We start from the raw sequence: 14,152 nt of genomic DNA on the forward strand, positions 1-14,152 counted from the left end.
CAAGGGATAACCAGATGGATTTAAAAGATAAGGTTGTCGTCATCACTGGCGGCGCGGGTGGTTTAGGCTTAGCGATGGCGCACAATTTTGCGCAGGCGGGTGCTAAGTTGGCACTTATCGATGTGGATCAAGAAAAGTTAGAACGCGCCTGTGCCGATTTAGGCTCATCCACAGAAGTCCAAGGTTATGCGCTAGATATTACCGACGAAGAAGATGTGGTCGCAGGCTTTGCTTACATATTGGAAGATTTTGGCAAAATCAACGTATTAGTGAATAACGCCGGCATCCTGCGTGATGGTATGTTAGTCAAAGCCAAAGACGGCAAAGTGACTGACCGTATGTCATTCGACCAATTCCAATCGGTGATCAATGTTAACCTCACTGGCACCTTCCTCTGTGGCCGTGAGGCGGCTGCGGCGATGATCGAGTCGGGTCAAGCAGGGGTGATTGTCAACATTTCTAGCCTAGCTAAAGCGGGTAACGTAGGCCAATCTAACTACGCGGCCTCTAAAGCGGGTGTCGCGGCGATGTCTGTGGGCTGGGCAAAAGAGCTGGCGCGTTACAATATTCGTAGCGCGGCGGTAGCACCCGGGGTAATTGCCACCGAAATGACAGCGGCAATGAAACCTGAAGCCTTAGAGCGTTTAGAGAAGCTTGTGCCCGTTGGCCGTTTAGGCCAAGCGGAGGAGATAGCCTCTACTGTACGCTTTATCATCGAAAACGATTATGTAAATGGTCGTGTCTTTGAAGTGGATGGCGGTATCCGCTTATAAAAGATTATCCTATTGATAATAAACAAGACCGAGCGTTTGCTCGGTTTTTTGTTGGCTAAAGTTAGGTCTCTTTTTTTAGTCTGTTCGCTTGGGTAAGAGTTGTTCGGAGGTTGACATTTACTGGCTATCCTTCAACAATCGCACGCTACTTTTTTACATAACTTTACAAATAGAGTTGACATTATCGTATTGGAGTTGATTATCTGAATGTCATGGCAGGATAAAGCCCTTTGGCTGGAAAAAATTACCAAGCGGATGATGCTGATTGTCGGTGCCTTAGGAGTCATAGTGATTTACGGAGGCTTCTTTTTTCTTCTCTTCAGTGGTCGTTCGGTCGCCGTGATCCCGTGGTTTTTTCTGTTATCACCTTGGATTTGTATTTACTTTGGTCTGACGCAAGTACAACAAGCTAGCGTACTGAAATGGTTTGTTAAAAAAGTCAAAAAATAAGCCCTTAAGGGGATTTGCATATTTACGGTTTGTTTTAGTTTGCAAACTTGGGGAACACAATGGGGTTAGGACGCTATTTTCCATTCTTGCTAAGTGCAGTGTTACTGCTACTCGGCGGGTGTGAGCGTACGGATACAAAAGATCAATCTGCCAAGGAAAGCGGCGACATTAAAGTTGCACCCTATGGCAGCTGGCAATCACCTTTGTCTGCTGCTGAGGTTTTTGAACGAACCGATGATATTGCTGAACTACAAAGTGTAGGTAATGCGATTTATTTTGCAGAATCGAGCGGACGTGCCCAAGGCAAAGTTGGTATCAAGCGTCTCGATGATCTTGGCAAGGTCACTGAAGTGGTTCCTCCTGATTTTAATGTTAAATCTACTGTGCATGAGTATGGCGGTGGGGCGTTTTTGGGCATAGGTCAGAGCCTATTTGCCACTAAATTGCAGGATCAGCTGTTTTACCGTTTTGCGCCTAATCAGCCACCATTGCCGTTAACTCCCAATGGTACTCGTCATGCCGATTGTGTGGCATATCCTAAGGGCTCACGGATTATTTGTGTGCGTGAAGATCACCGTCAGGGCGGCGAACCGAAAGCGAGCCTGGTGACTATCAATCTTAACTTTGCTGGTGAAGGCGATACTTTTGTTACGGGTCATGATTTTATTTCTTCTCCGACTATTTCACCCGATAACACCCAATTAGCGTGGATCACTTGGGAACATCCCTATATGCCTTGGGATAAGAGTGTGCTCTGGCTTGGGGATCTTGACCGCAAAGGTCAATTAAAAAATATTCGTAAGGTGAGTACGCCAGAGGACTCTTCGGTGACTCAGCCGTTATTTGGTCCAGACGGTAAATTATATGTGGTGTCCGATCTCAGTAACTGGTGGAACATTTACCGCGTCACCTCTAGGGAAACCCTAGAGCCTGTTTTGAGTAAAAATGCCGAGTTTGCGGTGCCGGATTGGCGTTTAGGTAACCATAATTATGCCTTTGAAAATGCTTCGACTCTCATCGCGAGCTACGTTGAAGGTAATCGAGCCGCATTGCTGCGTATGCACTTAGATTCCGGATTGACCGAATCTCTTGCCGTTGATTTTGCTGAGATCACTCAGGTGGTAAAGGGCGAAGATGGTGTTTATTTTGTTGGCGCTAAGGCAACACCAGAGAAAGGTATTTATCGCGTTGTTGGGCGTGGCACTGAGCTTGTGTACGCCCCAGCGCTCGCGAATCTTGATCCCAACTATGTCTCGCGGGCGAAAAATATTGCCTTCGCTACCGGTAAAAATCAGCAGGCCTATGGTTATTTTTACAGCCCTGTGAACCCTAATTACGTGGCGCCCCACGACACAAGGCCGCCACTTATCGTGATGCTACATGGCGGGCCGACGGCGCGGGCTTCACTGGCCTATCGCAGTGAAATCCAGTTTTGGACCAGCCGCGGGGTTGCGGTGCTGGATTTAAACTTTCGCGGCAGCAGTGGTTTTGGCCGCGCCTATCGCCAAAGCCTTTATGGCAAATGGGGTGAAAGCGATGTAGAGGATGCGGTTAATGCCGCAAAGTATTTAGTGGCTAAGGGCTGGGTAGACGCCAATAAATTAGCTATTCGCGGCATCAGCGCCGGTGGCTTAACAGTGATGTCTTCGCTAGCGTTTTATGATGTGTTTCAAGCGGGTGTGAGCTATGAGGGTATCAGCGATTTTGAGCAGCTCGCTAAGGGAACCCATAAGTTTGAGTCGGGTTATTTAGACCAACTTATCGGCCCCTATCCAGAGAAGAAGGAACGCTACCGCGAGTTATCGCCACTCAATCACTTAGATGGTTTGAATGAACCTTTGCTGATTTTCCAAGGCTTGAGAAACAAGATTGTACCAACGGCGCAGTCGCGGCAAATCTATGATGCCCTTAAAGCCAAAGGTGTGCCGACGGCCTATATCGATTATGGCGATGACGCAAGTGATGGACGCACGCCAGAACATAAAGCGGCGGGATTAGAAACCGAGTTAGCCTTTTATGGGCAAGTGTTTTCATTTACGCCAGCGGGTAAATTGCCAGCGTTGCAGCTAGATAATGTGGCCGCGCTAAAGCGCTAACACCTTGGTATGAGTGACAACCCCATAAACAAGCCTGCATCCAAGCAGGCTTTTTTATGGCTGGCTTAATGCGGGTGATGGCGGATTTAATGCTGGTGGTTAAGGCTATCAATAATGGCGCAGTGGGGCTGTTCGCCGCCTTGGCACTCGCTGACCATTTGCTGTAACTGGCTACGAAGATTCTGCAATTTACCAATTTGATCCTCAACATAGGCCAAATGGTTGCGGGTGAGTTGCTTCACATCTTCGGCATTGCGGCTGTCGTTATTACGCAAACCAAGCAGGAGTTTGCAATCCTCGAGGCTAAAACCTAAGTCGCGGCACTGGTGGACAAATTTCAGCGATTCGATATCCCGATGGCGATACACCCTGTATCCCGCCTCGTTACGCTCGCCGCAGACAAGGCCGATATCGTGGTAATAGCGTATGCTTTTGACGCTTAACCCTGTGTGCTTCGCGACTTCACCAATTTTCATACTGACCTCAGTTCTTATCTGTTCTAAAGACTCGTGCAGACAAGTGTGATACTTGCCACAAAAACACCCTTGACTCTCCCGTGATGGGAGACTTTATCTTAACCCTATAGCGGTTAAGTTCAAGTGAGGGATCTTCCATGTCGCAGATAAAACTCTATGTCGCCACCATGAATTGTGCGGGGTGTGTGGCCAAAATTGAAAAGGCCTTTGCGGCCGAACTGGATGTGAGTGCCCGTATCAATCTCGCCGATAAGCAAGTGACTGTGAATGGCAAGATGAGCAGTGATGCGGCGCTGGCTGTTATGGATAAGGCGGGTTATCCCGCCCAGTTGATTGTGGACGCAAAGGCGGCTGCAGAGGAAAAGCGGGTCGAAGATGCGGTGGAGTATCGCCTGCGGATGCGTCAGGCTATCGCAGCACTCGCGGTTGGTATCCCTATGATGTTATGGGGATTACTGGGCGGCGAGATGATGATTAATCGCCCTAGCATGCAGCTAGGTTGGGGCATAATGGGTTTAATCACGCTGGCTCTTTTAGTCGGTACCGGGCGCCATTTCTATCAGGGAATGTGGCGAGCGCTTAAAGCCAAAACCACCAATATGGATACCTTAATCGTGTTAGGCACCAGCACGGCATGGCTTTATTCCATGCTGGTGGTGCTTATTCCGAGTGCGTTTCCAATGGATACTCGCCATGTGTACTTTGAGGCGAGCGTGATGATTTTAGGCTTGATTAACTTAGGCCATGCCCTTGAATTAAAAGCGCGCGGTAAGACCAGCGAAGCAGTGCAGCGCTTACTCGGCCTGCAATCCTCCACTGCGATTCGTATTGGCGACAATGGCGATGAAGAGGTGGAAATCGACCAGCTTAAACTGGGGGATAAACTCAGACTTCGCCCCGGCGACAGGGTCGCACTCGATGGCGTGGTGGAGTCCGGCCAGTCATTACTCGATGAGGCCATGCTAACGGGCGAACCTATTCCGGTGCCAAAGCATGTTGGGGATAATCTGAGCGCGGGAACTGTCAATGGTAACGGCAGTTTAGTCTACCGAGTGACCGCTGGGCAGCAGGATACGCGCCTTGCCAAAATCATCGCACTGGTGCAGGAGGCGCAAACCTCAAAGATGCCGATTGGTCGCCTGGCCGATAACATTTCGGCGGTATTTGTGCCAACGGTCGTGGTTATCGCCTTACTCGCGGCGGCGATTTGGTATCTTGTTGGGCCAGAACCCGCGCTTAGTCATGCGCTTGTGGTGCTCACCAGCGTGCTGATCATCGCCTGTCCCTGCGCCTTAGGCTTAGCGACACCTATGTCTATCATGGTATCCGTTGGCCGCGCTGCTCAAATGGGCGTCTTGGTTAAAAATGGTGAAGCACTGCAAAGCGCCAGCAAGGTTGATTGCGTGGTGCTGGATAAAACCGGCACAGTGACTCAGGGTAAACCCCAAGTGACCGATATCCATTGGGCTGGTGACAATGACCAAGCACTCAGCGATGAAGACAAGCACGTACTACTTGGCGCTATCGCCAGTCTTGAGCAGCATTCAGAGCATCCGCTGGCCAGCGCAATGGTTAGCTATGTTAAGCAAGCCTCGATTCCATTGCCCGCAACCGAGATTTTTATTAATCATCAAGGTAAGGGTATAGAAGGGCGAGTCGATGGCGCCGACTTTTTAGTGGGGAATCAAGCCTTAATGGCTGCATTTGATGTGCCGTCAGGGGAGGGCGTGACAGGCAGCAGCTCAGGTTTTACGGTAGAAGCCGCCGCGCAATTTGCCAAACAGGGTAAAACACCGATTTATGTCGCTAAGGCGGGTAAGTTAGTGGCCACTATCGCGATTGCCGACCCGATAAAAGCCGATGCGAAAGAAGCGATTAGTGCAATACGCTCACAGGGCATTCGAGTAGTGCTGCTGACTGGAGATAATCCACAAACGGCGCAGGCGGTGGCAGCTCAAGTAGGCATAGAGGAAGTGATTGCGGGTGTGTTACCCGAGCAAAAGCAGCAGCATATTAAAGCCTTACAGCAGCAAGGCCATGTGGTTGCCATGGTGGGGGATGGTATCAACGATGCGCCTGCCTTAATGAGCGCCGATGTGGGGATCGCTATGGGATCGGGCACTGAGGTGGCGATCGAAAGCGCGGATATGACTCTACTGTCGCATCAGCTGATAGTGATTGCTAACTTATTGGCACTTTCCCGCGCGACCATTCGCAATATTAAACAGAACCTGTTTGGGGCTTTTATCTACAATAGTTTAGGTATCCCAGTGGCGGCGGGCGTCTTGTATCCGCTTACGGGTATGCTGTTAAGTCCTGTGATTGCCGGGGCTGCGATGGCGCTGTCTTCTTTAACTGTGGTCACCAATGCGAACCGTTTAAGACAGCAAAAACTGTAACGTATTGGTATTGTTTATCGGCCCGCGAGTGAGCGGGGGCTTACAAATACCGCCCAGTTCAGTGGGCGGTATTTGGATTGTCTGGCTAAAAATGCAATGTTAATTCAGTTGTCATCCAATAGGATTATCTTGGGTTGTATTTGTAAAAATTCAGGTTAAATAAACAGTTATCTTTGGGTTACATGGCTCAGAATCGCTTAAGCATTCGCGGCTAACGGGGCCTTTTTAGTTGATAATTTAACCCAAACTGCTATAGTGCCACGTTTATTTTTACCCCCTCAGGCTGGTGGAAATTGGTTTATGCTTATATGCACTGCCAATAGTCTGGCCAACATTACTCGATTTGGAAGTTCATTTTGATCACAACAGCGAATATCACCATGCAGTTTGGCGCTAAGCCACTGTTTGAAAACATCTCAGTTAAATTCGGCGGCGGTAACCGTTACGGTCTTATCGGTGCGAACGGCTGCGGTAAATCAACCTTCATGAAGATCCTTTGCGGTGATCTAGAGCCGAGCAGCGGTAACGTATCTTTAGACGTCAACGAGCGTCTGGGCAAACTCAGCCAGAACCAATTCGGTTACGAGGAATACACGCTGATTGACACCGTTATCATGGGCCACCGTGAACTGTGGAAGGTCAAGCAAGAGCGTGACCGTATCTATTCTTTACCTGAAATGAGCGAAGAAGACGGCATTGCCGTGGCAAACCTTGAGATGGAATTTGCCGAAATGGACGGTTACACCGCCGAATCTCGCGCTGGTGAACTGCTACTTGGTGTGGGTATCGGTATCGAAAGCCATTTCGGTCTAATGTCTGAAATCGCCCCAGGTTTAAAACTGCGGGTATTATTGGCGCAGGCGCTGTTCTCCGATCCTGATGTACTGCTACTCGACGAACCTACCAACAACTTGGACATCGACACTATCCGCTGGTTACAGGACGTCTTGAACCAACGCGATAGCACCATGATCATCATTTCGCACGACCGTTACTTCTTAAACTCAGTCTGTACCCATATGGCAGACTTAGACTACGGTGAACTGCGTGTTTACCCAGGTAACTACGACGAATATATGCAAGCAGCGACTCAGGCCCGTGAGCGTTTGCTAGCTGACAACGCCAAGAAGAAAGCGCAAATTTCTGAGCTACAAACCTTCGTTGCGCGCTTCTCTGCTAACGCTTCTAAGGCAAAACAAGCGACGTCTCGTGCCCGTCAAATCGATAAGATCAAGCTGGATGAAGTTAAAGCCTCTAGCCGTGTTAACCCATTCATTCGTTTCGAGCAGGAAAAGAAACTGTTCCGTAATGCGTTAGTGGTTGAGAATTTGGCGAAAGGTTATGACACGCCACTGTTTAAAGACTTAAACCTGATTGTCGAAGTGGGTGAGCGTATCGCTATCCTCGGTGAGAACGGTGTGGGTAAAACTACCCTGCTGCGTACTTTAATCCATGATATTCCACAGGATGAAGGCCATATCCAATGGTCTGAAAACAGCAATATCGGTTATTACGCGCAGGATCATGAGTCTGATTTTGCTAACGACATGACGCTTTTTGAGTGGATGAGCCAGTGGCGTAAACCTGAAGATGACGACCAAGCGGTACGCGGTATTTTAGGTCGTATGCTGTTTAGCGCCGACGACATTAAAAAGTCTGTCAAAGTGCTCTCGGGTGGTGAAAAGGGCCGTATGTTATTTGGTAAGCTCATCATGCAAAAACCAAATATCCTGATGCTCGACGAACCGACCAACCACATGGATATGGAATCGATCGAATCCTTAAACAACGCCTTAGAGAAATACGAAGGCACCTTGTTGTTTGTGAGTCACGACCGCGCATTCGTATCGTCACTGGCCAACCGTATCCTTGAAATTACTCCTAACGGCGTGAATGACTTCAAGGGCACCTATGATGAGTTCCTCGCGAGCAAGGGCATCGAAGGCTAATTACTTGTTTTAAATAGCCTTAAATGATCAGATAAAAAACGCCGCTTATTGAGCGGCGTTTTTGTTTATGGTGTTTACCTTGAGTGTTAGCCTCGGCTTAGCGGTTATTGTTTTGCCTCGGCTTGTTGTTCGACATAAATCAAGCTGTCAGTGTCAAAGCCGCGGGCGCTCGCCATGTCGACAAATTGCTTAATCACCTCAGGGGACACGGTTGGAGTTCGGGCTAGTAGCCATAAATAATCCGTATCTGGCCCCGAGATAAAGGCGTATTGATAATTTTGTTGGTCGAGCCCAAAGACCACATACGAACCATAAAACGGCCCGAAAAAGGAGACTTTTAAGTAGGCTTCGTTCTCTCCATTCACAAAATAGGCTTTACCTTCGGCTTCTTTCCATTCCTGTTTGGCGGCAGAATAGCCCCGATTAATGACTTTAACGCCGCCATCGGGCTTAAGGCTGTATTCGGCAGAAACTTGGGTTAATCCGCGCTCGAAGGAGTGGTCAAGCCTCGCAATCTCGTACCATTTGCCTAAATAGCGGTCGAGTTTAAAATCTTTAACGGGTTCGACGTAGTTAGGCATTCCTAGACAGCCTGTCAGGACCAAAGCACTGATCATTAAGAGTAGTTTTTTCAAGTGATGCTCCTATCAAAAAGATTTAGTTTATATTTTACTCATTTATTCATGGTGGCAAACAGAGGGATTTTCAGGGCTTTTTAGGGCTTTGTGTTGGCTTAACCAACCTTGTGCTATACCAGCCAGCATTATCAGTACCACACCTATCAATTGCTGTGCGGTTAATGTTTCATTAAATAACCACCACGCCAGAGTGACCACCACCACAGGTTCCACATAGGAGAGTGTGCCGTAGGTGATTGATGGCAATTGATTTAGAGCTTTTACTGCAAACAGAATAGCTAAAAATCCCGGAAAGAACCCAATTGCCAGCAGCCAAGCAAATTGATTCAGGCTGGGTACTAAGGGTGTGGTAAACACTAAGGGAAGTAGGCATAAAGCGCCAACACCTAGCTGTACCAGCGTACTTTGATAGGGTGAGGCGGCACTCGGTTTGCGGTTGATTAAGATAAAGCCACTATAGGTCAGTAACGACAATAATGCATAAAAATATCCCAATATTTCAGAATCATATAGTGATTGGCTCGATGTGATGGGCAGCATTAATATAAAGCCTGCTAAGGCGAGTACCACACTTGCCATACTGAATCGGTTGAGTCTTTCATTAAACACAAAGTGCGCAAATACCGAAGACACCACAGGCGCGAGGTAGATGATCATAATCACGGTTGCCATTTGAGTGTATTGAATGGCCTCAATATAAAAAGCCATAAATCCGGCGAGCATAGCGCCATTTATCAAGGTGCGTTTGCTCGGTTTATGGCGAATTTGCTGTCTTTTTCCCGTTAACAGCATATAGGCCATTAAAAATAGCGCGCCGAGTAGCAGGCGGTAAAAGGTAATATGTTCGGCTGGCAGAGCTGCAAAGCGTGCGAATACGCCAATCGTGCCCATTAAGGTGGCAGCCAATAGGGCAAAGAGCAAGGCTAAAGTAGGAGGTGGATTCATGTGTCACCTTTAGCGTACAGTCCAGTACTGTAGAAACAGTCCAACGGGTAAGGACGCTGAGTTTGCCCTAAAATATCTAGCTAGGCTAGCGAGGTATTCGACTGTACTTTGGGTATCGTGCAAACTAGCTGTTTCGAAGGGGGAGCATTTTATTGGGATTAGACGATCCTGATATCGCATACTTAGACGCAGGTATTTAGGATAAAAGGTCGCTGTATTGCAAATGGTAAGGGGCTTTTTATGACCCACGCTATAACGGGGATCGCTTCAGTCTTTAAGTGCTCATTCGCTTGTCGGAGCGAGCAACGATCAATCCTAGGATTTTAATAATCCTTAATAAAGCGCAGAGCATGTTTGGCTAGCGTAAAATCGATATTTTCACTGATACGAATTTCGGCGATTAATCGACTCGAAGTAGATTGACTGATAAAGCAATCAAATGTCAGTTCGTTGGTAAGCTGCAAATGCACACGGGAACGATTAGGTGTGAGAGATTTTAATATATCAAAATTTAACGCAATATCGGGATCCTCTTCGGAAACATAATTAGCATGATAAATAAAGTGTGGCCAATTTTGATTGTTTGATTCAATTATATAAGCACAACGATCATTGGCTGGAATAATATTGGATAGCTGTTTTTTGAAATCATTTGTGGTTAGATTGTTTTTAATGAATTTATATTTTGTATCATTAAAAATAACTAGCATCACATCTTGCCTTGTTGAATTAAGTGGATTTGAATGAATGTTTTTTAGGGAGTGTTTATCTTGTGCAGTATAAATATTGTTTTCGGTGATAGATGACTGACTATCAGGTTGTAGATAATAATTTAGGATTTGATAGTCTGTTAAGTCGTGCTCAATTAAACTGATGTTAGTCATTTCTCCTTCAAAAGATAATGCGTTATTGGACATAGCCTTTAATACACGGTTATCTGTTAAAGGGATAATTTGCTGTTGAACTTCGATTTCATCGCCATCGATATAACATTTTAGCTTATGATATTGGTAGCTGATGGATAATAAATGCCAATAATCATCATTTAAGCCACATGACATCGAAGTCATCTCAATCGATAATAATCGGCTATTAACAACCGATTCAATATTGCCAAGTGCATTTATCTTCACAATAAAGCCCGTATGATTAAACTCACAACAATATTGAAATACTAGTCCTCCATGTTGGTTTTTTATCCAAGCTTGCCAAGTGAAAATATCGAGTGTTTTCGAGCCTAATAAAACGACTTTAGCCGTATTTTCTGATGTTTCTTGAGCGAGGTCTTGAACTAAGTTATTCGAGCTAAAACAGATATTTTTTGAGGTTTTCATGGGTGACATCCTTGTGGTTATGTCATGCATAAACCTTTGGTTTTATTTCAGACAAATATCATCACAGCGAGGTATTAATTCTATCGCGACCATCGGCCTTGGCGCGGTAAAGCGCGGTATCGGCGGCGCATACCATGGCGAGTGAGGTACGGAACTGGCCATTGACTTCACTGGCAATCCCTTGGCTGGCACTTACCGAGACATAATCCCTGAGCCCTTGGTCAGTAAAACGAATATTATTAATCCCTTGCTGAATTTTTTGCGCTATGGTGAGCGCCATTTTGGCATTGTGATTAGGCAGGATCAGCGCAAACTCTTCGCCGCCGTAACGGGCCGCAAGACCGATTTCGATAGGCACAATAGTGGCGATCACTTTGGCAATTTTTCTAAGGCATTCATCACCTTGGATATGACCAAACTGATCATTAAACACCTTAAAATAATCCACATCGATAATCACTACGCTGATAGGGCGCAGTTTGGCGGTGCATTCTTCCCAGTGTTGTTGCAGCATTTCATCAAAATAGCGACGGTTCGCCAGTTGGGTGAGGGAGTCGGTCGCGGCGAGCTTACGTAGTTTTTGGTTTTCTGCTTTATGGTGAGTTAAATCGTGCATGACCATCACAAATACGGGATCATGGCTGGGAATAAAAGAGATAGACAATTCAACATCTTTGGCCTTGCCTGAGGCACAGATCAGCGTGGTTTCCTGCGCTGGGTGCTGCACGGGTTGACCACAGTTGGTGCCTAATTGCACATCGTGGCTCAGAAGATTGTCATAGCGCGCTTGATGATGTTCGGTCAAAAAATTGCGCCAGTCTTGGCCCTTTAAAGTCGCCTGCGGGCAATCGAGCAGCTCGGCACTGCGCTGATTGCACGAACGGATAAAGCCGTTGGCATTCACTAAGATCATGGCTTCAGTTAAATGTTGAATAAAGAGTTCAATGGTCTCGAGGGAAGAATGCTCGAAAAAGTTCAGCGGTAACTCGGCAGCCTTTGCATGCTGAGTTGCGGGCAATGCAGCATCATCGACAATAGATAAGGCGGGGTGTGGGCGAGCTAGTTTCGGTGAGTTTGTCATTGTTATCTTTCCCTGTGAACTTTAATCATCTGCGCTAGGCGCTTTTCTGAGGATGACTTTATTCTGGCGGAAGAAAAGATACCTTCTGCTTACCTTCTGGTGTAATTATTTGATTTTAAATGTATTAAATTTTGCCTTCTGAGTCGTTTTGTCTGCAATTAGGATCATGGTTAGCTTGGCGCTTGTTTACATCTCGCAAAATTGGGACTAAATAGCCCCCAATCTTAAGCATTAAGACTGAGTCGAATATTTGTTATTGGGGCAATTTAACGCAGTGTAAGTCCATTAATTTGGTCGGGATGTAGTGCTTGGCTATGGGATTTTCCTCGGCACCATTTGCCACCTTGCTTGTGTTTAAATGCACACATTGCATCCCATCGACCGCTTACACCACTATACTGGCGACGAAACTCCTTGGCTGAAAGTAACCAGGCATCGGATGCAATCCCTAACTCATTAAGCAACTTAGGTCGTAGGTTATCGATAAAGCCTTTTTTATCATGGCGGATGGCGCGGCCGGTCCAATCGATAAGCTCGAGATAATCGGCAAAATGGAAGGGAATGGCCGTTTGCTGTTGGAGATGCGTTGCACCATCAAATTTTACGAGGGGTTTATGTGGTAATGGTTGAGTGTTATCTACAGGGAGTTGGGTTGACAGTGGTGTGACGCTGTTAGATGAAAGCGCATTCAGGCGCTCTTGAATCGATGTAAAATCAGAGGATTGCAAAGAATCGGCAATGCCTGCTCGAATAGGATTTAAATCAACGTACATCATACACGCCAGTAATGCTTGCTCATCTAACAGTGCTTGGGATTTAAAACGACCTTCCCAGAAGGCGCCTTTGCACTCATCTTCTCGATTGGCTTTACGGGCAATCTCTTCATTTAAGCATCGCATAAACCAAGAGATACTACTTAATCGCTTTTGCCATTCAGCAATTAAGCCATCGAGTAACATGCGTTCGCCGTCGATTAATGCATCACCATTCATATACTTAGTGGCAATGGCATGGCCTTTAGTGATTTGGCACCAGCGGCTGATAATATCTTTTTGCGTTAACGATTTGGCCTTCTCGACATCAATTTTAAGCACTAAATGGTAATGGTTGTTCATCACTGCATAGGCGCAAATGTCGATACAAAAGATGGTGGATAATGCTTTGATTTTATCGACAATCCAGCCACGTCTATGCTCATAACTGCGCCCAGTGAGTTTATCTTCACCACACAAAAAAGCCCTTCTGACACAGCGATTAATCACATGATAGAAGGGTGTTGTATTGGCATCGATAAGCATTCTTCTGGCCGAGGTCATGACTCGCTCCAAACAGACAAGGTGAAGATAATTTAAAGACTAGTAGAAGAGGGGACAAAGCACAAAAAGACATGGCTGTCCTCGCTTTTCTCTGGCCGAGGTCATGACTCGCTCCAAACAGACAAGGTGAAGATAATTTAAAGACTAGTAGAAGAGGGGACAAAGCACAAAAAGACATGGCTGTCCCCACTTATTTTCCACTTATGTTTGACATTAATTTGGTTTGTTAATTATTTCTGGATCAGGACTTAATACCAACAGAGTATTAGCCGTATTACTCAATACAAATTGGAATTTAGTGGTGCCAGGGGTTCTATCTAGGTCGACAAGTTGCACTAACATACCATCGCTGCTAATGGTCACCGCATCGACGATTTCATCAAACGGGGTTACAAAACCCACACCGACAAATTTTAACCCTTTGCCGGTTTGGTCATTCAGCAAATAGGTTACAGTTCCAGCTTGAGTGATAGTGACATCACCTGGGCACTGTTCACCGCTAGCATCGGTATAGATAAATACAGGTTCACCATTTTCTAGAGTAACATTTACTTTAATAAATTGAGCTGCACCTTGTGGTGTAATCATTTTCTCTTTCCTCTTTTTAATTACAGTTTTTAATTATGTTATTTTTTAACGTTAAATTTATCTAGACAGCGTTTTGAATCTAAATATGGTATTGCTATTTGAGGGTT

General features: G+C 46.3%; 12 protein-coding genes. 5 read left to right on the forward strand and 7 right to left on the reverse strand.

The window, feature by feature from the left end; translation table 11 throughout:
* Nucleotides 1–14: 14 nt before the first annotated feature.
* The 3 genes from MMG82_RS17075 to MMG82_RS17085 all read left to right on the forward strand — a co-directional run bounded on the left by MMG82_RS17075 (nucleotide 15) and on the right by MMG82_RS17085 (nucleotide 3,319).
* Nucleotides 15–773 carry an SDR family oxidoreductase gene (locus tag MMG82_RS17075; RefSeq protein WP_055647775.1) on the forward strand — a complete coding sequence of 253 codons (759 nt, stop codon included), beginning with the start codon at nucleotides 15–17 and terminating at the stop codon, nucleotides 771–773.
* A gap of 207 nt (nucleotides 774–980) precedes the next feature.
* Nucleotides 981–1,223 (forward strand): hypothetical protein, encoded by a 243-nt coding sequence (locus MMG82_RS17080; protein WP_037416867.1) that lies wholly within the window; start codon nucleotides 981–983, stop codon nucleotides 1,221–1,223.
* A gap of 59 nt (nucleotides 1,224–1,282) precedes the next feature.
* The gene (locus MMG82_RS17085; RefSeq protein WP_241407169.1) at nucleotides 1,283–3,319 is read left to right on the forward strand and encodes a prolyl oligopeptidase family serine peptidase; all 2,037 of its coding nucleotides are present in this window, start codon (nucleotides 1,283–1,285) and stop codon (nucleotides 3,317–3,319) included.
* An 86-nt stretch (nucleotides 3,320–3,405) separates the two neighbouring features.
* Here the strand turns inward: MMG82_RS17085 and MMG82_RS17090 are convergent, their stop codons facing one another.
* Entirely contained in the window at nucleotides 3,406–3,795 is a 390-nt protein-coding gene (locus MMG82_RS17090) for a MerR family transcriptional regulator (RefSeq protein ID WP_055647778.1), read from the reverse strand.
* Between the two features lie 137 nt (nucleotides 3,796–3,932).
* Between MMG82_RS17090 and MMG82_RS17095 the strand changes: the two genes are divergently transcribed.
* Nucleotides 3,933–6,194: a heavy metal translocating P-type ATPase gene (locus MMG82_RS17095; RefSeq protein WP_241407170.1), complete on the forward strand. Its 2,262-nt coding sequence runs from the start codon at nucleotides 3,933–3,935 to the stop codon at nucleotides 6,192–6,194.
* A gap of 356 nt (nucleotides 6,195–6,550) precedes the next feature.
* Nucleotides 6,551–8,143 carry an ABC-F family ATPase gene (locus MMG82_RS17100; RefSeq protein ID WP_080612461.1) on the forward strand — a complete coding sequence of 531 codons (1,593 nt, stop codon included), beginning with the start codon at nucleotides 6,551–6,553 and terminating at the stop codon, nucleotides 8,141–8,143.
* 104 nt (nucleotides 8,144–8,247) lie between these two features.
* Here the strand turns inward: MMG82_RS17100 and MMG82_RS17105 are convergent, their stop codons facing one another.
* The 6 genes from MMG82_RS17105 to MMG82_RS17130 all read right to left on the reverse strand — a co-directional run bounded on the left by MMG82_RS17105 (nucleotide 8,248) and on the right by MMG82_RS17130 (nucleotide 14,045).
* Nucleotides 8,248–8,778 (reverse strand): lipocalin family protein, encoded by a 531-nt coding sequence (locus MMG82_RS17105; protein WP_088585804.1) that lies wholly within the window; start codon nucleotides 8,776–8,778, stop codon nucleotides 8,248–8,250.
* 42 nt (nucleotides 8,779–8,820) lie between these two features.
* A complete protein-coding gene (locus MMG82_RS17110; protein WP_241407171.1) occupies nucleotides 8,821–9,726 on the reverse strand; it encodes an EamA family transporter in 906 nt (301 codons plus the stop codon).
* Between the two features lie 323 nt (nucleotides 9,727–10,049).
* Entirely contained in the window at nucleotides 10,050–11,060 is a 1,011-nt protein-coding gene (locus MMG82_RS17115) for a hypothetical protein (RefSeq protein WP_241407172.1), read from the reverse strand.
* Between the two features lie 61 nt (nucleotides 11,061–11,121).
* Nucleotides 11,122–12,141, reverse strand: a complete 1,020-nt coding sequence (locus tag MMG82_RS17120; protein ID WP_241407173.1) for a sensor domain-containing diguanylate cyclase — start codon at nucleotides 12,139–12,141, stop codon at nucleotides 11,122–11,124.
* Between the two features lie 266 nt (nucleotides 12,142–12,407).
* A complete protein-coding gene (locus MMG82_RS17125; RefSeq protein ID WP_241407174.1) occupies nucleotides 12,408–13,457 on the reverse strand; it encodes a transposase in 1,050 nt (349 codons plus the stop codon).
* A gap of 213 nt (nucleotides 13,458–13,670) precedes the next feature.
* Complete coding sequence (locus tag MMG82_RS17130) at nucleotides 13,671–14,045, reverse strand: DP-EP family protein (protein WP_241407175.1); 375 nt, start codon at nucleotides 14,043–14,045, stop codon at nucleotides 13,671–13,673.
* Between the last annotated feature and the right edge of the window lie 107 nt (nucleotides 14,046–14,152).

It is taken from the genome of Shewanella sp. MM_2022_3 (assembly GCF_022557375.1).
In the GTDB taxonomy this organism is placed as follows: domain Bacteria; phylum Pseudomonadota; class Gammaproteobacteria; order Enterobacterales; family Shewanellaceae; genus Shewanella; species Shewanella xiamenensis.